Raw genomic sequence first — 21,264 nt, forward strand, 5'->3', positions numbered from 1 at the left:
TAGCTATTCTACAATTTCCATTTTCTTCAACAAGAACGAAGCGTTCATATTCTGACAAATTCCGTCCTTAAACTTATAATCAAAATGAAGTTCATCATTAATGATTTCAGCGTCAAAATAATGGTTCTCAACCTGAGGCAATGTATCGGCCACCTCGCAAAGGCTTAAGTCATGCGTGGCAATAATTCCGGTAGACTTTGAAGCTACCAAACGCTCCACGAATTTCCGGCTACCCTCGGCCTTATCCGTACTATTGGTTCCTTTCAAAATTTCATCCAAAACAATAAAATAACGATCCTCCTGAATTTCGTCTACAATGAATTTCAATCGTTTTAATTCCGAAAAGAAGTAAGACTCGTCATCCGTTAACGAATCCGTAGTACGCATGCTGGTAATCAATTTTATGGGAGAATACACCACCTCTTTAGCACAAAGCGGAAGCCCTACATTGGCCATTACAATCTGTAATGAAACGGTACGTAAAAAAGTACTTTTCCCGGCCATGTTAGCTCCGGTAACGATAAAGAACTGTTCCCGATCTATTTGAAAGTCATTTAGGACGCTCTTTTCCAGATTAAGCAATGGATGTCCTGCCCCGGTGGACTTTAGAACCACTCCATCCTTAGTAACGGTAGGATAATTGTACTGCGGATGATTGAACCCAAAATTGCCCAGACTGTTATACGCGTCAAAGATTGCGATAGTATCAAACCATTTTTCTACAAAAGCACCATGCTTTCCGATCCATTTTTCAATCTCATAACAGTGTGTTAAGGTGCGAAGAAAAAAACCGTTCCCAAAGAAGAGGTAAATAATGTTATTGTTCTTGTCCAGACTATTGAGCTGTTTGGAAAACTGTGCTATGATCAAAGAAGTCTTTTCTTTATCCCGAAGCACGTTACCCTTCAACTGCTTTAGATAATCGGAAGTAAATTCCGTATCCTCGATCAACGTTAGTAATTTGTTGTACTGTTGAAAACTGCTCTGTACTTGGGAAGCATCTCCTCCAAGCTTGGTGATTTTTTTAGTATAGATTCCCGTGATGCCCATACCTAGGACAAGCCAGAGTACTAAAACCGATTCCGGAGCAAAATCAAAAAAATAAAGCGCGAACAATAACACGGAAACTACGGAAAACACCATTGGCACATACCGTATTATTTTTGGAACAAAAGCTTCGTAACCCGCCAACCATTTTACAATAGCATCCGTTTTACCCTCGGTTTTGGCCAAAGAAGCCGTTGCCGAAAAGTTTTGGCGCCATTCCGGCATTTTGGCGAGTTCCTGTATAGCTTCCTGTTTCTTAGGAATTCCGTCTATCTCGTTAGCCTTGAAAAGAGCAGCAAAGGTTTCCGCCCCTTGTTTTAAAGCGGTACGGTTGGCATACTGAAAAAATGAACCCCTACCGAACAGGTCTATATCCTGACTGAAATAATGAAGTGGATCCTTAAACTCATCGCCTTCGGGCAGGTCATGAAAGTCACGGTGCAATACTTTTAATTCGGTCCGGTTAATATCCAGCAGTGCCAACAACCTATCTCGTTTGTACTGAAGTCCGGCATGTCTGGTTACCAAAAAAAGAAAAAGTACAATGGTTACCAACACTACGGCCATAACCCATTTCGCGTCTCCTAAAGTTAGATAAACGCCAAAACCGGCAATACAAAATATGGCCAAACGCAGCATGCTCGAAGCAAATAACAGCTTCTTTATTTGCGCTAACTCTTTTGTGTATTTTTCAATTTCACCGTTATAAAAAGATTCTAGTTGCTGCATATATCCTACACGGATTTTTTAAATAAGTGATGACGTTTTCTAAGAAAGAGCATCATACTCCGCCTTGAGCTTTTTGGTAAATTTGGAAATAACCAAATCATAGGAATGGTCTACCAATTCCGTGATTAGTTTTGGAGACAGGTTATCCAACAAAAGCGTATTCCAATGAACTTTGCTCATGTGGTAGCCGGGTATGATATGACCATCAAACTCTTCCCGAAGTATTATTGCCCTATCTGGATCACACTTTAGATTTACTTGAGGTGGAAGCCTTTCCAGAGCACAAAGAGCGAACATTTTACCCATAACCTTAAATACCAGGGTCTTCTCGTCAAACGGAAATTCCTCTGTTACTCCTTTCTTGGCAATGCAATACTCCCGAAATACTTCAACGTTCATCATTTCTTAAGGTACTTTACTGTTGGGGTACTTTCAGTTTTTCCAAGGACGACCAATGGTATCTTACTTTCATGATAGGCGTATCCCCAATATCGTTCCCTTCTACGGTCTCCAATCGTTTTCCTCCGCGAGAGTCGTAAAACCCTTGTGCCAATTTGTTACCCTCAAGCACCCACAAATACACGCCCTTATCAGAAGTACTTTTTTCTACCTCATCTGCAACGCGCGCCATTAAATGTCTTCCAATACCAAGGCCTTGGGTCTCTGCTGAAACATGCAAATTATCCAATAGGGCACCATAGGTGTTGTCTTGGTTCAAAAATACGCACGCAAAACCAAGCATAACTCCGTCTTTCTCCGCCATGATTACCTTTTGGTCCAAACTTGGGGTACCAAGTCTATCCCGCCATACTTTTTGGCGATCGGAAAGAGCCAATTCATCCAAGTAATTATCGCTAAAGACTCCTCGGTAATTCTCTTGCCAACTTTTAGTATGTAACTGGGCTATTGCCAACGCATCTTCCAGCATGGCATACCTATAAACGACCATAAAACTTACTGTATTCCCTTAGAATCGTAAACGATTACCTTTTCCCATAATGCGCTAGATTCCTCTATAAATACCTTATGAGGAGCTTCGTCCTGATAGTTCTGCTGCGCTTCGGCAGATTCAAAAGTTACAATTAACGAGTAGGTAAACGAACCATCTACCACATCTCTACTAGCCTTTGGCGGAACGCCTATAAAACTGGTTTTGGCATAGGCCGAATTATCCAAAAATTTCTGAAGCGACTTCTCAAATGTAGCTCGGTCTTCTTTGCTATCCGGATTTTTAAACCAAAAGTATACGGTATGGGCAAAATTAGGGTCAAATTCTCTCATGTCATTCTTTGTTTGGCCATTAGCGGTAATGGCAAGTGTTAAAAATAATATTGAAATAGTAAGTGTTCTCATGTCTATTGTTTTTAATATATGTAAATTAATCTTCGAGCATTTCTTTTTGTTTTTCCGTAATCTCCAAAGCCGTGTAATCTAGTTTCCAACCAATGGTCTCTACTATTTTTTCAATTAATAAAACAGCTTGAATAGCTTCTTTCCTGGCGGTTTGCATCAGTCCACTCTGCGGAATCTTTTCTCTTATGTGCTGTTTGGCCTCTTTGTTCAATAGGGTTAAATCATCTGAAGAAAAGAAATTGAACATACCACTCTGAATATCATAAAACTGAATATCCGGCTCTATGGATAGAATCTCTGGCTCCGGAAAATGGGTCAGGATAATTTTTTTATTCTCGTCATCGGCCTTTATCCTTACTTTTTTTAGATCATAACCAATATGGGCCTTGGCATTGATGACCAGCAGCGCCTTTTTCTTGCTGCTTACCAAACTCATAAAGCGTTCCTTTATATTCTCGTACCTGTAGATTTCTGCAAAATCGCCTTCTACCGAAACCAACTTACAAACGCTTTGTATTTTCTCTACCAATACTGTAGATTGGTGTTTGGTAAGTTCTTTACTTTTTTGTTTCCTGAAATAAGAATACACCCAATACATTAGAATAGCACCTAGAATAAGACCTAAAAAAGTATCGAAAATATTATCCATTCTTATTTTCCTATTTGCCCCAAGTGGGTAAACTTAAAACCTTTATTATATTTTAGACCATACCCAAAAACACGGTCCATTGCCGCATGCGAAAATAAGATAATCCCTACCAATTGCAATACGGGTGCCGAAAGATACACCCCAATTATATAGATGGCAAGAGCAATTCCTTTGTGATGAAAAATATTATAGAAAACGGCACCCCATTTATTCCCCAAAAGATAGCCCAACATACTAAAATCCGGAGTTAACAGCAACACTACGAACCACCACCAGACATATGGCAAAAGACTGAACATGTATATCCCAAACAAGAACATACCCAACTCCTCTACCTTTATCCACTTGGTCATTTTTGTATAATTCTATAAAGTACAGGTCTACTGGGGCTGGCATCATTTTCAAAAGGAGCCACCTGAATATTTAACAGATACGTGCCATCTTCAATAGAATTGGAAACATAAATAAACTCCGTTATAGTGGCTTTTTTTCTGAGTTTTCCTCCAAAATTCCAGAAAGCTTTATGGGCTACCAGTGCTCCATCATCCTTTTCTTTATCTACGGAAGGTAAGTCTACCAACAAATGCTCCACACCTTTTTCTACAAGAAACTTAGCAGCCTCTTCTGTGAGGTAAGGAGGGTTTGAATGTGAATATTGGCGGGACTTTTTCTGTTTCATATTAGGCAGGGTACGTATAACCACGGCCTCTCTCTTTTTGTTCCCCAAAGCATATTTAAGCTGCTTTTTTGAAACCACAAAGTCGTTATCTACCATTTCCGGAGCAATGGTAATGACTTCCGCCAGAAAGAAAAATTGTTTTAAGTTTTTATTGATAGAATGAAAATCTTCTGTAATATGACCTACACATTCCGTATGTGTGCCGTGGGCATGCGGGTTGAATGAAATATCATTAAAATTGATGGAAGCCCCTTCGGACACTTTACCAACATACCCTTTTTCTTCGTGTGGCTCAATTGTTGGCGGGGCCACATACCATGCACTTACATTTTGCTCGCCGCCCTTTATGGCTATTGAAATATCCAAGGGTTTGGTAAGGTCTATGGGGTAGTTTCTTGTTCTATGTTTTATAGTAGCAATCATAAAAAATATTCTGTTTTTAGGACAATCCTTGCTTTAAAAAACTTAAAAGCGGTTATCCTTTTCCGTACTGTACAACAGCACTTATTTTCACTTTCATATTTACCCCAAATTTACCATAAAAAGGTCGGATGCGAGACCGTCTGCCAAAAAACGACCTTTTTTAGTGGTCAGTAGTGTGTCTCTATTAATATGAAGTAAGTTATCCTTAAGATGTTTTTCGGCCTGCATTAAAGCGTACTCACGATATTTTTCACCAAAATCAGATGCAATTCTAGAAAGCGATACACCCCAAATGGTTCGCAAGCCTGTCATTACATATTCATTATAGGTATCGGTCATTGATAATGTTTCGGTTTCCATAGGGAGCTCCCCTTTTTCAATGGACTTCAAATATTTTGGGTTGTTATTGATGTTCCAGCCCCTACTAACCCCATCATAGGAATGGGCAGACGGGCCAATACCCAAGTACTTCTTCTGTTGCCAGTATGCTGTATTGTTCCGCGAAAAATATCCGGGCTTCCCAAAATTGGATATCTCGTAGCTTTCAAAACCGGCGGCTTCCAAAGTTTCGGACAAAATATGAAAATGCGCCTGTGCCACCTCATCATCAACATTCTTTACCAAGCCTTTTTTAATAAAGTTGGCAAGGGCAGTTTGTGGCTCAACAGTGAGGGCATAACTGGAGATATGCGGAATCCCAAAGGAGAGAGCCTTGTCTATGTTTTCCCTCCACCGTTCGTTGGTCATATCCGGAATGCCGTAAATTAAATCGATAGATATATTATCAAAATATGTGGTGGCTTCCCTTATACAATTTTCGGCTTCGCTGGCGTTGTGCGCCCGGTTCATCAACTTTAAATCCGCCTCAAAGAAAGATTGAATCCCTATACTTAAACGATTAATAGGACTCTTGGAAAGAGATATTATTTTCTCCGTGGATAAATCATCAGGGTTGGCCTCTAAGGTAATTTCCGGATGCTCCGAAACCGAATAGTGCTCATAAACCGAATCAATTATGGACTGAATTTCTTCAGTTTTCAATACACTAGGTGTTCCTCCCCCAAAATAGATGGTTTCTACAATCTCATCCTTAAACTCATCCTTTCTCAAGGAAAGCTCTTTCTGCAAAGCCTGGACCATAGCCTCTTTCTTTCCCATTGAAGTAGAAAAATGGAAGTCGCAATAATGACAAGCCTGTTTGCAAAAAGGAATATGAATGTAGATGCCGCTCATGTTTTTTAGTAATAGTATTAAGTACTGAGTAGTTAGTAGTTAGTAGTTAGTAGTTAGTAGTTAGTAGTTAGTAGTTAGTAGTTAGTAGTTAGTAGTTAGTAGTTAGTAGTTAGTAGTTAGTAGAAGTTAAAAAACGTCCATCAGGAAATGCTTTACACAAGATTTTTTTCGTTTAATTATCCTTTACCTCTACTTCTAACTTCCTCCTATTTATATATTTCATCGTTGAAATCCCATTACTCAGTACTCTTTACTCCATACTCAGTACTAACTACTAACCACTAATCCCTACCCTACTTCTTCACCCTTTTTGCATTCTGCTTTACAAAAGCGTCCCACCCGCTGTAACTTTTACCAACTTCTACCCTTCCTTCATTATAGAAATGGCATACCGCAGCGGCTAGACCATCCGTACTATCCAAATTCTTGGGTAGGGTTTTTAACTTCAACACACTTTGCAGCATTTTAGCAACTTGTTCTTTACTGGCGTTTCCGTTTCCGGTAATCGCCATTTTTATTTTTTTTGGCAAATATTCGGTAATGGGAATTTCGCGTGAAAGTCCGGCAGCCATAGCCACACCCTGTGCACGGCCTAGCTTAAGCATAGATTGTACGTTTTTCCCAAAGAAAGGCGCCTCAATGGCAATTTCGTCCGGGTGATAGGTATCTATCAGTTCTATGGTACGCTCAAAAATGAGTTTAAGTTTGGTGTAGTGATCGTCATACTTTTTGAGCATCAATTCGTTCATTTGGATGAACTCCATTTTTTTTCCTACCACTTTTATAAGACCAAAGCCCATAATGGTAGTACCTGGATCAATACCGAGTATAATTTTTTCTGTTGCCAAATATTTTAATTTATTGAAGCACTATGGGAATTCTAAATTTAGCCCTAACCGGAATGCCTCTTTTAAGTGCGGGTTCAATTTTGGGCAAACTGTTCAGGCTTTTTTCTATTTGTTGATCAAAACCTGGAAGCTGGTCTTCGGTTATATTACCTTTATCAATATGTAAAAGGGATATGGCCCCTGAAGCCTCCATTAAAAAGTCTACAAAAATAGTGTCTTTTATTGCTTCTTGAACCACAAAATCCGATTCTTCTAGCGTTTTGGAAAAATGTTTCAAAAGCGTTGCCATAAAGCATTGCTTTTGCTCTTGTTTAGAAGCAATTTCATCACAATCGGCAAAAAGAGGGTATTGGTCCACATCTTCCCAATCTATGCTCAATATCTCTTTATTGACCAATTCTTGGGTCTTCTCTTCCTTTGACGCCGACCAATTGCATGCGGTAAGCAAGAACAAAAAACATAAAATTGTGAGGTTTCGCATTGCCCTAAATTCTAGGCGGAAATTACGATTTTTTGTGGAGGTTTGTGCTATGAATCGCTATTCTCGCAAGGAAAATACTCCAAAATGGCAATTTTCAATTAAAAAAATGGAATTGAAAAATGATAGTGGTTATTTTACATCATAATGGATTTCCTCTTTTAATTCAGAAATACGCTTGTTTACCATTTTGGACATATAGTCGTTTTTATCACCAAATCTCTCGTCAAATTTTTGATAATACGTTAATTTGATTTTAGGGTCTTTGTAATACTGATCCGCCACTGTACAAACATTGTGATAGACCAGTGCATCATCCGGGTCTTCTTGATGTGCCAGTTTGTAGTATTTTAAAGCTGTTTTCATATCGTCCTTATTCCTTGCGATTCCCGCTAAAGCTACATATTCTCTTAACAAAAAGGGCTTTTGAACCGTAATGGATTCTTCAATATAGTATTGAGCGCTATCTATTTGCCGGTCTTTCCAAAACACCTGACCCAAATTGAAATAAGCATCGGCATTTTCATCATTCAACTCCAGCACCTTTCTATAATTTATCTTTGCCGGCTCAAACTCCCATTCTTTAAAATAACAGTAGGCCAATTTATCGTAGATATACTCCTTATGCTCGCCCAATGCTATTAACTTTTCAAAATACGGACGCGCTTTAGTGTATTCATCATTGTTATAATACGCCAATGCTTTTAAGTTGAGCATCGCCACATCATTTTCATAGAAATGAAGTCCCTTATCAATAAATGTTAAGGCCGAATCTTTTTCTCTCTGGCCCACATAATATTTCCCTAATTGAAACAGACTTCTTAAATGTGTACTATCAATTACCACTGCATTTTTGTAAGACGCCAGACCACGCTCCGTCTTTTTTTCTTCACGAAAAGTCTCTCCCAAATAAAAATGATACTCGGGGTTGTTACTTGCAGCATGCGTCAGTTCTAAAAATAGGGCCTCCGCATTCGTAAAGTCTTTTGTTTTCAGATACAGCTTTCCCAGTTCAAATTTTGCAATTTGAAGCGTTGCATCTTGAGACAGCACATTCTGATACTGCGCAATTGCTTTTTCATAATTGCCAATAGCGTTATAGGCTCTAGCAATCTGTAAAGTAGAAGTAATGGAACCATCTTCGGCATAGTGGTTAATCGCCTTTATGTAGTTACCTGTAGCGAAGAGACTATCTGCTACGGAGGCTGTTGCTATTTGGGCTTCTGATGTAACACAGAAAACCAACAAAAAGATACTAACTATGACTCTCAAATTAGCGAAGTCTAAAGGTTATAGGTATGGCATACGGCACATTCACTTGCTTCCCATTATGTCTCCCAGGGATTATTTGTGGTAGTTTAGCAATAATACGTCTTGCCTCTTTCTCAAGAGATTCATCAGGTCCTCTAGTAGAAATGTGGGTGATATTTCCAGATGTATCCATCAGAAAAATAACGCTTACCCTTCCCTGAACACCTCTTTCCTGTGCATTCTCCGGGTATCTGAAATTCTTGGAAATATGCCGATACATACTTTTCTTAAAACAATCTAAGATGTCATCTGCGTTTTCACAGCCAGGAAAAACAGGAGGATTGTCAACATTTCTAAATGCTACGGAATTCCCATAAGCCATTTGCGCCTCAGTAGATAACTTGGCTATTTGTTCCTGTTGCATCTGCACATAGTTAGCATCTACTGAAAATGGATTGAACCCTGCTTGTTCTAATCTAAAAAATATAGGAATTGAAAATGGGACCTTCACGATTTTACCTTCATAAGAACCCGGTGTCATACGTGGCAATTTTTCAATGATACGAACCGCTTCATTTTCTAATAATTCATGGGGACCTCTTTTTCGAATATCTACAATTGAACCATCTTCATCAATAGTAAACATAATACTTACCCTGCCTTGAATTCCTTGTCTCTGAGCTTCTTCGGGATATTTAAAATGTTTACTAATATGTTTCTGGATATTTTGTTGAAAGCAAGCTCTCACGTCTGCTTCACCTTCACATCCGGGAAAAACCGGCACTTTATCTACATAAGAGAAAGGCACTAGATTTTCTTCTCTATAAATCTTCTTCCAATCGTACGGTTCGCCTGCAGAAGGTGTAAAGTTTTTGAAGTACTTTGGCGAACCATTATTATCAATAGTCATTTTAGCCCGAATTGGCTCATTGTTAATCCCCGAAACAAATACGTCATCCTTTGTACTTTCCAACTTCAAAGAAATTTCAGAATCTTCTACCTTTAAGCTCCAGGCTTCTTCAGAATCGGCTAGCGACCTCAATCTTGCATACACCTTAGTTTCCTCTTCTTCAGAGAGGTTATCTACGCTACTTACGGTTATGATATTTTCATTATCCTCCAGACTGTTTTCATCATCGTTTTCGCACGAAGTATAAAACAACATCCCCAAAATCAAGGGCACCAATGCCAAATACTTTAATTTGAAAACCGATTTTGATTGTGATTTTTGTAACATGACAATTCGTTTTTTGATTAATGATGATTTAAAAAAATGATTGATGAATGATATATTCTGTGTTTGGAATACTTGGGAAAGCAACAATTGGTATTGTTCGTTTTTATTGTTTTTCGCAACTTTTGCATCGGCGATGAACTCGTGCAATTCCGAAATTCTATTTTGATAGACATAAACCAGCGGATTAAACCAGCCAACAATGCGCATAAGCTCAAAAAAGAGCAAATCCCAAGAATGGCCTTGCTTAATATGAACCAATTCATGGGCTATGATATTGGTGTAATCCGTTTTTGAAACTTTATCCCCAATAAAAATTGATTTAAAAAAGGAGAAAGCCATATTACTATTGGGAATCAATATTTGCGTAAACTCCTTGAAACTAATCCTGTCTCCTTTTGTACTCAAAAGATACAGCTGGCGCAGCTTATAAACCAATAACAACGTAGCTACTAGTGCTCCAGATACAAATAATACCATTTGCCATGAAATGTCTATTGCCGTAGGCTCCTGAACCCCAACTACAAGGGCATTATTTACCCCCCAAAATTCCTCGCCATATTCAATATAGGGCTGTTCCACTGTGGTTTTAAAAGCTTCTATTTTTATAAAGGGCAGCACTAAAGACAGCAAAAACGTGCTCAAAAGATAAAAGCGATTCCATTGAAAAAAGGTCTCCCGTTTTAAGAAAAAATCATAAATAACAAGAAAAACCAATTGAAAGGCAATGCACTCTAGAATGTACTGTATCATCAAAACAGATTTTAATTATTCTTTTTATTTGTCTCGTCAGGTTTTTTAATATCCTTTAAAATGGACTCCAATTCCGATAGGCTCATATCATTCTTCTTCATAAAGAAAGAGACCATACTTTTAAAGGAACCCTGAAAATAGCCGTCTACCAGCTTATTAATACTCTGATTGCTATAATCTGACTTCTTCACGATAGGAAAATACAAGTAGCCCTTCCCTTCCTTTTCATGACCTACAAAACCTTTACTTTCTAAAATCCTTACAATGGTGGATACGGTGTTATATGCCGGTTTTGGTTCTGGTAATTGTTCAATAATAGCGGCAACATTGCATTTTTCCAGTTGCCACAACTGCTGCATCACCTCTTCTTCTGCTTTTGTTAATTGCTTCATTTAACTAAGTATTTAGTTCATCTACAAAACAAATATAACTAAAAATATAGTTTAAACTAATATTTTAGTTTGAAAAATAAAAATCACATCAACGGATACTAACTAACTGAACATCAAACAAAACAGTAAGTAATTAAATTCATATCCTTTTAGGGTGTAACAAAATGAGGTTATCTTCGTCAAACAGAAAATTGATAAAATGGACATTGTATTACTCATTTTAGGCTTCATCTTTATGCTCATTGGCATTCTGGGAAGTTTCCTACCGGTTCTACCCGGACCTCCTATTAGTTGGGCAGGCCTATTGTTATTACACCTTACTCAGGCGGTCCCCCAAGACAATTTGTTCTTGGGAATTACAGCCGCTCTGGCCCTGTTGGTTTTTGGCTTGGACTATGTAATTCCGGCCATGGGGACAAAGAAATTCGGGGGTACAAAATATGGTGTTATTGGTACCACTCTTGGTCTTTTGGTTGCCCTTTTCTTTCCAATTTTAGGTCCGTTTGGAATTATAATTTGGCCATTTGTTGGTGCCTTAGTTGGCGAATTACTGAACAAAGCCGATGGAAAAACAGCCACTAAAGCCGCATTTGGGTCGTTCTTAGGCTTTTTGACCGGAACTTTTATGAAGTTCTTGATCGCTATAATCTATTTAGGACTCTTTATCTCCAAAGCATGGAACTACCGGCTAGAATTATTTCCATTTCTTAACTAATACATCTCATGAAAAAGATAATCTGCTTACTTGGTTTTACCCTCATTAGTCTTTCTCTTTTTTCGCAAGATTTCAGTTCCCCAAAGCTAGACAGCCTATTTACCGCTCTGGAAAAACATGACCGTTTTATGGGAAGTGTGGCCCTTTCCCATAATGGAAAGACCATCTACACCAAGACTATTGGTTATGCCGATATGGAAACCGAAAAGAAAGTAAATGTAAACACAAAATTCAGAGTGGGTTCCATTACTAAAATGTTTACTTCCGTACTTACTTTTATGGCCATTGAAGAAGGAAAAATAACTCTGGACCAACCTATAGCCAACTTTTTTCCAAACATTAAAAATGCCTCTAACATTACCATTGGTAATTTGCTTAATCACCGAAGTGGTATTGCCAATGTTACCAGCAGACCGGATTACCTCCTGTGGAATACGCAACCTAAAACAAGACAGCAACTACTGGAACTCATAGAACAAGGGGGTAGCATTTTTGAACCTAATAGTAAAGGAGAATACAGCAACTCCAATTATCAGCTATTGACTTTTATTCTGGAAGACGTGTTAAAGGACAGTTACGCCAATCTTATTAAAACAAAAATAACTGACCCCCTGCAATTGAAAAACACCTATATGGGGAGCACCATAGATACCAACAACAATGAGGCTTTTTCATATAATTATGACACCCGCTGGAACAAGTCTTATGAAACCCATATGTCCATCCCAATAGGAGCTGGGGCCATAGTCTCTACTCCTACTGACCTTAATACCTTTTCCACCGCTCTATATGAAGGAAAACTCATTGCCAAAGAAAGTCTAAAACAAATGAAGACTTTTGAAGATGGTTACGGCATGGGATTGTTTGAAATGCCTTATTTTACTAAAAAAGGATTTGGACACAATGGTGGTATAGACGGTTTTACTTCTCAACTAGCTACATTTCCCAAGGACCATATTTCCGTGGCACTCACATCTAACGGCACTCGTTATAGCAACAATGATATTCTCATTGCAGTTTTAGCGGCATATTATGACAAGTCTTTTAACCTACCCAATTTTCAAACCATTGAGGTTACGGCAGAAGATTTAGAAAAATATTTAGGCATTTATGGAAGCAAACAACTGCACTTAAAACTTACTATTACCCAGAGTGAAGGAAACTTAACAGCACAAGCTACCGGTCAGCCTTCATTTCCGTTGGAAGCTGTAGAAGAGCATGCTTTTGAGTTTCACCAAGCAGGCGTACGTCTGGAATTTAACCCAGAAGAAAAGACCATGCTACTAAAACAAGGAGGAAGCACGTATACGTACACTAGGGAATAGGCTTTGGACGGGCCTTAATCCATCCAAACTACTTTATCCGCAATTGGGGTCCGCTGCCCCTCTTGGATGGCCTCATCCGTATAGCCCATATAGAAAAAACCCAAACAAGCTTCGCCTTGGTTCATTTCAAAGAAATCGTTCATGTGCTTAACGAGTCCCGGTGAGCTCCAATAGCAACCTATACCCATATCCGTACAGCAGAGCCACATGTTCTGGACCGCCATTGCCGTAGCAGCTACTTCTTCCCATTCAGGAATACTTTGAGCGGGGTCCCTTTGCATACAAATAGCAATAATTGCACCGGCACGTTTAGGATTTTCAATCAGTTTTTTGGCTTTGAATTCTTTTGGGTTCGGTTCATTCTCCAAATATTTCAGAGAAAGGAATAATCCCAATTTTTCTTGGGACTCGCCCTGTAAAACTCGAAACCTCCACGGTTCGGTTTTCTTGTGGGTGGGTGCCCAATTGGCCGCTTCCAATATTTTCTCAATATCGGCCTTGGCTATTGGCTTATCATTGTATTGCGCCGGAAAGACAGAACGTCTATTTTTTATTAAATCTAATATCACTTATCTTTTATTTTCTTTTTCAAAAGTATCCAAAAAGCGAGAGTCTAGCATGGGCTTTAGCAAAAAGATAACAGACCTCTCATAGATCTACTCCAACCAACTTTTATAATATTTGCCATCATCTATATCCATGGCCTGTTGGGTGAGTTTTAGCGGCTTAAACGTGTCTATCATTACCGCAAGCTCTTCGGTTTTGCTCTTTCCTATACTGGCTTCATAGGTGCCTGGATGCGGACCATGGGGAATACCCGCTGGGTGTAAGGAGATGTACCCTTCATCAATACCTTTTCTACTCATAAAATCACCATCTACGTAATAGAGCACTTCATCCGAATCTATATTGGAATGATTGTACGGTGCGGGAATGGACTGCGGGTGATAATCGTACAACCTAGGACAGAACGAGCATACTACAAAGGCACTGGTCTCAAACGTCTGGTGTACTGGTGGCGGTTGGTGTACGCGACCCGTAATAGGTTCAAAATTATGAATTGAGAACCCATACGGAAAATTATATCCGTCCCAGCCCACAACATCAAAGGGATGTGTAGCATAAATCATATGGTGCAATTGCCCTTGCTTCTTCACTTTAATTAAAAACTCGCCCTTTTCATCAAAAGTCTGGAGATTTTGGGGCAACTTAAAATCACGCTCGCAAAAAGGCGAATGCTCCAAGTGTTGTCCAAACCAGTTACGATATCTTTTAGGTGTGTAAATAGGATGATAGCTTTCGGTTATCAACAAACGGTTGTCTTCGGTATCAAATTCAATCTGATATATCATACCCCTGGGAATCACCAAATAGTCCCCATATTCAAAAGGAATTTCTCCTAACAAGGTCTTTAACGTTCCCGAACCCTTATGAACGAACAAAAGCTCATCTGCATCTGTATTCTTATAAAAGTACTCCGTTAACGATTTTCTTGGTGCCGCAAGCCCTACGTGAACATCATTGTTAAAAAGAACCGTTTTACGACTCTGCAAATAGTCATCTTCCGGAGCAACCTGAAACCCCTTGAGCAACCTAGATTTTATATTGTATTCTACAGCGGCCCTTGGAGCAATATCTAAAGTTTTGCCCACTTCTTTTACTTGGGTAGGCCTATGTAAATGATATAGTAAAGAAGACATGCCATCAAAACCAATGGTGCCGAACAATTGTTCGTAGTGCAAAGTGCCATCGTCTTTTTTGAAAATGGTATGTCGCTTTTGCGGAAACTTTCCTAGTTTATGATATAAAGGCATCGTTTTTTCTTTAAAAATCTAGTTTAAAAATACGGCTTTTTTATCGATATCGCATATTTGGCCCTTTTTATAAATGGATGAAATTATTAGAACAGGACAAAATTCTTAAAATGGAAAAAACGTTTTATTAACGTGTTTCATCGATGAAAACAAATCTATTTGCCGTAAGTTTGAAGTGTTGTTAAGTTGATGAGAATGAGCGATGTAAAACTGAAAAGATTCAACTCTTTTGACCAGTTTTAAAAAACCAGTAAAAAACCAAAACCTTAAACCTCGTATCATGCAAAAAACACAATATCAGTTAAAAGCGGAAAAGGCAAAAAAAGCATGGTTATCCATCCAGAACAAAGTAACTTCTAAACGCAACCAAGAAAATCTTCTTGAACGCCAACTGCAAAAAATCTAAGCTTTTAGAGTCAGAATATCATTAGGTCTACCTATTAATTCCTAAAGGTAGCCCGATGGTTTCATGTGTCCGATCGCTACCCTAAAAGGGAAACCACCTGCAAACAGCGCACAAAAAAAGCCTTCCAACATGGAAAGCCTTTCATTGGCCCAAACCTATACAGGCTCTGGGTCACAACACAACATGGCAAAGATACTAAAGCATTTTAATTAATTGCTATCTGTACCGCTAAACTATGATCTAGGGGTTAAAACGCCTTAGAATAAGCCTTGCCGCTTTATCATAATTGATGTAATTGTAGGCCCAGTTAAAAAATACAATCACCTTGTTCCTAAAACCAACAAGCGCCATTAAGTGCACGAACATCCAAATGAACCATGCAAAAAAGCCTCCAAATTTTAGTTTTTTGATGTCGGCTACGGCCTTATTTCTTCCTACAGTAGCCATGGTTCCTTTATCTACATAGGTAAAAGGTTTCATTTCCTTACCCTCTAGCAATTTCTCCAAATTTTTGGCCAAAAGCTCCCCTTGTTGGATTGCAGGTTGCGCCACTTGTGGGTGCCCTTTAGGAAAAGCCTCTGTTTCCATATAAGCAATATCTCCAATAGCAAAAACCGAATCATACCCCTCTACTTGATTGAACCGGTTTACTTTATACCTATTCAATCGTTCTACCAATATATGGGGTGCAAAACCCTCAATTGCAGCACCCGTTACACCCGCCGTCCAAATAAAGTTTTTAGTACGTAGCGTGCTTCCGTCCTTTAAGGTAACCTGTTCTCCATCATAATTACTGGCAATAGCATTTAGATGTACGCGCACACCCAATTCCTTTAAAAATTTGGTAGCCTTTTTAGAGGCGTTCTCACTCATTGGAGGTAAGACCCTAGGGCCGCCCTCGAACAGGTTGATTTCCATTTCATCTACATTCAGGTGCCTATAATCCTTTGGAAATACATTATTCTTTAATTCTGCAAATGCCCCGGCAAGCTCAACTCCCGTTGGTCCCGCTCCCACAATGCAAAAATTAAGTAAGGCTTTGCGCTCTATAGGATCTTGGGAATCATCTGCCTTTTCAAAATTCTGCAACATGAGACTTCTAATGTCCAATGCCTGCGGCACACTCTTCATAGACATGGAGTACTGGGCAATCTGCTGGTTTCCAAAATAGTTGGTCTTTGTACCTGTTGCCAGAACCAGATAATCATATTCTAGGTTTCCCGTATCTGTAAAAATCAGTTTTTGTTCGGGGTCAATACGCTCAACATTGGCCAGTCTAAAGTAAAAATTCTCCAAGTGTTTTAGCACTTTGCGAATAGGGTACGCAATGGAATCCGGCTCAAGACCGCTGGTTGAAACTTGATATAATAAGGGTTGAAATGTATGGTAGTTATGCTTATCCAGTAAAACAATCTGTAAGTCTATTTCACTAAGTTTTTTTGCTAGTGATATTCCGGCAAAACCGCCACCAATGATCACTAATCTCTTCTGACCTGTATTAGGAAGGTTCATCGCTAATTTTTTTACAAAATTAAGAAGAACCCCTAGAGTATCTTTTTTATTTTGAGAAATATAACATATAATATTATCGCAATAAAAAAATTAAGATTGTATTGGCCCGCTATTGTAAAAATTGATTACTCAGAAACTAAAGAACTCTCCTCTTTCCGGCTCTTTGAAGAACTGCACATACCCAGTTCCGGTATAACCAACAAAGGTATCTGCGTGTGAAAAGCCACACGTTTCACCACAGGCTCCCTAGTTATATTTTCCATATAACTATGTTGGTAATGGAGCATGGCCAACAGGTGAATATCCAACTCATTGCTAAACACCTCAAGCGTTTTGGAAATGGAATTCAGTTCCGAAACCGTATGTACGTAATGCTCCACACCATTTAGATATTTGCGCAGCATACCTAAATTAAACTTCTGAAGTTCCGTTAAGGCGGAAATTTTGTGCTGTACGTGCACTATCCTAATTACGGCGTTAAAGGTAAGGGCCATATCCAAAAGAGGCTTAAGCTCCGACTCCGTATAAAAACGATTGAAATCTGTTGCAAAAGCTATTTCATCCGGTGTTTTAAATTTAAAATGCTGAGGAACGGCAAGTACCGGGCATCTCTTTACCGCCTTTATTATTCGTACCGTGTTACTACCCATAAAGACCTCATCTAGACTAGATGCCCCTTTGGTTCCGGCAATGACCAAATCTATGTTATAATCATCCACCACTTCCCGTATCTCGTCTACCAACATTGAAAAAGAAGATATGGCCGTGAATTTATGCTTAGGGTTTTGGAACTGGGCCTGTATTCCTGAAATGAAGTTAGTTAACCCTTCTTCTGATTGTCTTCGTGCCGAATCCTCTATTTGTCCGTCAGAAACATTGGCAGCCATGAACCTACTGTGTGCAATATGGGGCGTATAGGTATTTAGCACATAAAAGTTACAAGCTTCATTTTCAAAAAGCTCTATGGCGTAACGCGCCGCATTCCATGCATTTGCCGAAAAATCTGTGGGAAGTAAAATATTTTTCATCTACTTTTTTTATTGAAATCTTCAAGGGTAAAAGTAGAACCAAACCCATAAGCAAACTATGACATATATCAGTTTTTGAGAAGTGCGCTTTTAGAAACCTTCAATCAGGTCTAAAAGTTTACGTTCCTCAACCACCCCAATCCGTTTTCCGGAAGTCTTGATCAATCCCTTTTTCTTAAATTCGGAAATAATCCGGATACAGGATTCGGTAGCGGTGCCCACCACATTGGAATAATCTTCTCTGGACAAGGTTAATTTCAAGAATCCTTCATCATCCTCTCCGTAATTCTTTTTGAGGTATAAAAAGGCTTCGGCCATTCGTTGCTTCACGGTTTTCTGGGACATATTTACAATAACATCATCTGCCTCCTTTAAATCGTGGGCCATATGGCGTAATACCTCAACCGCAAAATTCGGGTTACAGTCAAGCGTATTTGAAATAACATCTTTGGGTATAAAACACACCTCCATATCACTCACCGCAATAGCACTCAGGTTCGTAACCTCTTCCGCAATTACGGAACGTTGCCCCATTACGGCACCCTTACTGGCCAACTTCACTATTTGATCCTTTCCGTTGGCACTAAGTTTAGACATTTTGGACACACCGTCCCTAACACAAAAAACACCATCTAATTGTTGGCCTTCGTGAAAAAGGGCTTCACCTTTTTTAAGAGTCTTGGAGATTTTGGAATCGGACACTTTCTTCAATTCTTCTTTGCTCATGGCCCGTAACGAATTGAATTGCCGTATTATACAATTTTCACATCTACTATTCATAACTCTATTATTTATACCTGACACTACAAAGGTACCGTTCGTAGTCTACACAAAACCTGACAATTGTCATGTTTTTAAACATCCATAACCCGCACCTTTGTAACAGGTATTAGCAAGTGTAAAGATGAATCCTAATAATTGTTTCCATTGCGGTAATGACTGTGACTCCAATGTCATAGTCCTAGATGATAAAAATTTCTGTTGTAACGGCTGCAAGACCGTTTATGAAATTCTATCTAGCAATGATTTAAACTACTATTACGATATACAATCGGCCGCAGGGGCAACCCCAAAAGCTATTGATGGAAGATACGCTTTTTTAGATTCAACAGCAATTACTGAACGCCTTATTGAATTCAATGATGGTGACCTCCAAATTGTAAATCTCTCCATACCCCATATTCATTGCAGTTCTTGTATTTGGATACTTGAAAATCTTAACAAACTGAATCCGTCCATAAAAAGCGGCCAAGTTGATTTTCCTAAGAAGACGGTCCGTATTACATACAACAGTGCTGATGTTTCATTGAAAGAAGTAGTTACCCTATTAGCAAGGATTGGTTATGAGCCTAGTATATCATTAGATGATTTTGATAACAAAAAGAAAGGTACCGATCGCAGCTTAATTTATAAACTTGGGGTTGCCGGTTTTGCTTTTGGCAATGTCATGTTTCTTTCTTTTCCGGATTATTTTGACCTCTCCTCCAGTGATGCATCTGGCGGTGAGTTCTGGCTCAACAGATATGAACCGGTATTTCACTGGCTCATGTTCCTGTTTTCATTGCCTGTCCTCCTCTATGCGGGCAGGGATTATTTTATATCGGCCTATAAAGGACTAAGAAGTAACCTATTGAATATAGACGTACCCATTGCCCTAGGAATTTTAGTACTCTTTCTGCGCAGCACGCTAGAAATTACATTTGGCTGGGGAAGTGGATTTTTCGATTCGCTCACCGGTTTGGTCTTTTTCTTGCTCCTAGGAAAATTTTTTCAGCAAAAAACCTATTCTTTTTTATCGTTTGAACGTGATTATAAATCCTATTTCCCTATTGCCATAACCCGTATTTCTAGAGAAGGCAAAGAAGAAACCGCTCAAGTGCACGACATAAAAAAAGGCGACCGATTATTGATTAGAAACGAAGAATTGATTCCTGTTGATGGTATACTGATAAACGGACAAGCCCGTATTGATTATAGTTTTGTTACCGGTGAATCCGAACCGGTTAAAAAAGAATCCGGAGACAAAGTCTTTGCCGGCGGAAAACAGCTTCAGGGTGCTATAGAGATGGAGGCCTTAAAATCGGTTTCACAGAGTTATCTTACCCAATTGTGGGGCAACAGTGTTTTTCAAGAGGATAAAGCCACTAAGTTTCAGACCTTGACCGATAGTATTGGAAGAAGATTCACCATTGCGGTACTTTCCATTGCTTTTTTATCTGCACTGTTCTGGCTTGTATATGACCCAAGCAAAGCTATGAACGTTTTTACGGCTGTCTTAATAATTGCTTGCCCATGTGCGATTGCTTTGGCCTCACCCTTTACCCTTGGTAATATGCTGCGTATTTTTGGTAGGAAAAAATTTTACCTGAAAGATACCAGGACCATAGAACAGCTCGCACAAATAGATACCGCTATTTTTGATAAAACAGGCACCATTACTACTTCTAAAAAAAGTACCGCCACCTATGAGGGAATGCCCCTCTCGGAAGCCGAAGCTTCTTTGCTTAAAAATACCTTGCGAGGCTCTAACCACCCACTAAGTAGAACCCTTTATAACCTGTTGGCCCAGCAAAACATTATTACCCTAGATGAATACGAAGAGCATATTGGCAAAGGTGTGGAGGGCATAAAGGACAACACCCACATAAAAGCAGGTTCCGCCACTTTTGTAGGCAACACTGAAACTGCTGACGCACTTACGACTTCTGTACATGTTAGCAGTAATGACACCTATAAAGGCCGCTACGTTTTTCACAATCAATACCGTGATGGGGTTTCTGAAGTATTTCAAGAAATGTCCAAAAATTTTGGAGTGGCTATCCTATCAGGAGATAACGAAGGAGAAAAACCACGATTGGAAAAATTGCTGCCCAAGCTTACGCCTCTTTATTTCAACCAAAAACCACAGCACAAACTGGAGTTTATAAAATCCTTGCAAGAACAAGGTAAAAAAGTACTCATGGTAGGCGATGGACTAAATGACGCCGGAGCATTGGCCCAAGCCGAAGTAGGACTTGCCATATCCGAAAACATTAATGTTTTTTCTCCTGCCAGTGATGGAATTATGGACGCTTCCAAATTTAAACAGTTGAACAAGTATATCATGGCTTCCAAAAAAGCTATGAAAATTATAAAATTATGTTTTCTCTTATCCTTAATGTATAATATTATAGGTCTATACTTTGCCATTACAGGACAACTGGAGCCTGTAATCGCAGCCATTTTAATGCCTTTAAGTTCTATAAGCGTAGTGGCGTTCGCAACGGTAGCTACCAATGTAATAGGAAGAGAATTAAAATAACCTCTAAAGGCTATTCTTACAAAGGAGAAGAAATTGAATGCAACCGGAAAACTTAACTGTTAAAAAACCAATCCGAATGCTATAAAAAGTTAGG

Annotated in this window: 22 protein-coding genes; 4 read left to right on the forward strand and 18 right to left on the reverse strand. The window is 39.1% G+C overall.

The genetic code is table 11. From position 1 onward, the window contains the following. Positions 1–3: 3 nt before the first annotated feature. The 13 genes from H9565_RS07430 to H9565_RS07490 form a co-directional block, all read right to left on the reverse strand. Positions 4–1,776 carry a MutS-related protein gene (locus tag H9565_RS07430; protein WP_215438578.1) on the reverse strand — a complete coding sequence of 591 codons (1,773 nt, stop codon included), beginning with the start codon at positions 1,774–1,776 and terminating at the stop codon, positions 4–6. Positions 1,777–1,815: 39 nt separating this feature from the next. Further along, positions 1,816–2,175, reverse strand: a complete 360-nt coding sequence (locus H9565_RS07435) for an MmcQ/YjbR family DNA-binding protein (protein WP_215438738.1) — start codon at positions 2,173–2,175, stop codon at positions 1,816–1,818. Between the two features lie 16 nt (positions 2,176–2,191). After that, positions 2,192–2,725: a GNAT family N-acetyltransferase gene (locus H9565_RS07440; protein WP_215438579.1), complete on the reverse strand. Its 534-nt coding sequence runs from the start codon at positions 2,723–2,725 to the stop codon at positions 2,192–2,194. Positions 2,726–2,730: 5 nt separating this feature from the next. Next, positions 2,731–3,129 carry a Dabb family protein gene (locus H9565_RS07445; protein ID WP_215438580.1) on the reverse strand — a complete coding sequence of 133 codons (399 nt, stop codon included), beginning with the start codon at positions 3,127–3,129 and terminating at the stop codon, positions 2,731–2,733. Positions 3,130–3,154: 25 nt separating this feature from the next. Continuing rightward, on the reverse strand, positions 3,155–3,778 hold the full coding sequence (locus H9565_RS07450; protein ID WP_215438581.1) for a DUF4230 domain-containing protein: 624 nt from the start codon (positions 3,776–3,778) through the stop codon (positions 3,155–3,157). A gap of 2 nt (positions 3,779–3,780) precedes the next feature. Then, positions 3,781–4,131 carry a DUF4260 domain-containing protein gene (locus H9565_RS07455; RefSeq protein WP_215438582.1) on the reverse strand — a complete coding sequence of 117 codons (351 nt, stop codon included), beginning with the start codon at positions 4,129–4,131 and terminating at the stop codon, positions 3,781–3,783. After that, the gene (locus tag H9565_RS07460) at positions 4,128–4,880 is read right to left on the reverse strand and encodes a cyclase family protein (RefSeq protein WP_215438583.1); all 753 of its coding nucleotides are present in this window, start codon (positions 4,878–4,880) and stop codon (positions 4,128–4,130) included. The genes H9565_RS07455 and H9565_RS07460 overlap by 4 nt, the downstream gene beginning before the upstream one ends. Positions 4,881–4,979: 99 nt before the next feature. Next, the gene (gene hemW / locus H9565_RS07465; RefSeq protein WP_215438584.1) at positions 4,980–6,113 is read right to left on the reverse strand and encodes a radical SAM family heme chaperone HemW; all 1,134 of its coding nucleotides are present in this window, start codon (positions 6,111–6,113) and stop codon (positions 4,980–4,982) included. Between the two features lie 293 nt (positions 6,114–6,406). Next, entirely contained in the window at positions 6,407–6,961 is a 555-nt protein-coding gene (gene ruvC / locus H9565_RS07470; protein WP_215438585.1) for a crossover junction endodeoxyribonuclease RuvC, read from the reverse strand. Positions 6,962–6,971: 10 nt separating this feature from the next. Then, positions 6,972–7,442: a hypothetical protein gene (locus H9565_RS07475; RefSeq protein ID WP_215438586.1), complete on the reverse strand. Its 471-nt coding sequence runs from the start codon at positions 7,440–7,442 to the stop codon at positions 6,972–6,974. A gap of 129 nt (positions 7,443–7,571) precedes the next feature. Continuing rightward, positions 7,572–8,711: a tetratricopeptide repeat protein gene (locus H9565_RS07480; protein WP_215438587.1), complete on the reverse strand. Its 1,140-nt coding sequence runs from the start codon at positions 8,709–8,711 to the stop codon at positions 7,572–7,574. 1 nt (position 8,712) lies between these two features. Next, entirely contained in the window at positions 8,713–10,677 is a 1,965-nt protein-coding gene (locus tag H9565_RS07485; protein ID WP_215438588.1) for a M56 family metallopeptidase, read from the reverse strand. Between the two features lie 11 nt (positions 10,678–10,688). Beyond that, entirely contained in the window at positions 10,689–11,069 is a 381-nt protein-coding gene (locus H9565_RS07490) for a BlaI/MecI/CopY family transcriptional regulator (RefSeq protein ID WP_215438589.1), read from the reverse strand. A gap of 199 nt (positions 11,070–11,268) precedes the next feature. Between H9565_RS07490 and H9565_RS07495 the strand changes: the two genes are divergently transcribed. Together H9565_RS07495 and H9565_RS07500 are read left to right on the forward strand one after the other, a co-directional pair. Then, positions 11,269–11,784 carry a DUF456 domain-containing protein gene (locus tag H9565_RS07495; RefSeq protein WP_215438590.1) on the forward strand — a complete coding sequence of 172 codons (516 nt, stop codon included), beginning with the start codon at positions 11,269–11,271 and terminating at the stop codon, positions 11,782–11,784. Positions 11,785–11,792: 8 nt separating this feature from the next. Further along, entirely contained in the window at positions 11,793–13,109 is a 1,317-nt protein-coding gene (locus H9565_RS07500) for a serine hydrolase domain-containing protein (protein ID WP_215438591.1), read from the forward strand. A 14-nt stretch (positions 13,110–13,123) separates the two neighbouring features. Here H9565_RS07500 and H9565_RS07505 read toward each other — a convergent pair whose 3' ends face one another. Next, complete coding sequence (locus tag H9565_RS07505) at positions 13,124–13,678, reverse strand: nitroreductase family protein (RefSeq protein ID WP_215438592.1); 555 nt, start codon at positions 13,676–13,678, stop codon at positions 13,124–13,126. 87 nt (positions 13,679–13,765) lie between these two features. Beyond that, entirely contained in the window at positions 13,766–14,923 is a 1,158-nt protein-coding gene (locus H9565_RS07510) for a homogentisate 1,2-dioxygenase (RefSeq protein WP_215438593.1), read from the reverse strand. A gap of 280 nt (positions 14,924–15,203) precedes the next feature. On the opposite strand from H9565_RS07510, the gene H9565_RS20240 reads away from it, so the two are divergent. Further along, complete coding sequence (locus H9565_RS20240; protein ID WP_256439076.1) at positions 15,204–15,329, forward strand: hypothetical protein; 126 nt, start codon at positions 15,204–15,206, stop codon at positions 15,327–15,329. Between the two features lie 240 nt (positions 15,330–15,569). Here H9565_RS20240 and H9565_RS07515 read toward each other — a convergent pair whose 3' ends face one another. From H9565_RS07515 to H9565_RS07525, 3 genes are all read right to left on the reverse strand, one after another. Beyond that, positions 15,570–16,841 (reverse strand): NAD(P)/FAD-dependent oxidoreductase, encoded by a 1,272-nt coding sequence (locus H9565_RS07515; protein WP_215438594.1) that lies wholly within the window; start codon positions 16,839–16,841, stop codon positions 15,570–15,572. 125 nt (positions 16,842–16,966) lie between these two features. Further along, positions 16,967–17,869: a universal stress protein gene (locus H9565_RS07520; protein WP_215438595.1), complete on the reverse strand. Its 903-nt coding sequence runs from the start codon at positions 17,867–17,869 to the stop codon at positions 16,967–16,969. Positions 17,870–17,959: 90 nt separating this feature from the next. Next, the gene (locus H9565_RS07525; protein WP_246560369.1) at positions 17,960–18,649 is read right to left on the reverse strand and encodes a Crp/Fnr family transcriptional regulator; all 690 of its coding nucleotides are present in this window, start codon (positions 18,647–18,649) and stop codon (positions 17,960–17,962) included. A gap of 124 nt (positions 18,650–18,773) precedes the next feature. Between H9565_RS07525 and H9565_RS07530 the strand changes: the two genes are divergently transcribed. Continuing rightward, positions 18,774–21,170, forward strand: a complete 2,397-nt coding sequence (locus H9565_RS07530; protein ID WP_215438596.1) for a heavy metal translocating P-type ATPase — start codon at positions 18,774–18,776, stop codon at positions 21,168–21,170. The last annotated feature ends 94 nt before the right edge of the window (positions 21,171–21,264 follow it).

Source organism: Zobellia russellii (assembly GCF_018728565.1).
Taxonomy (GTDB): Bacteria; Bacteroidota; Bacteroidia; order Flavobacteriales; family Flavobacteriaceae; genus Zobellia; species Zobellia russellii.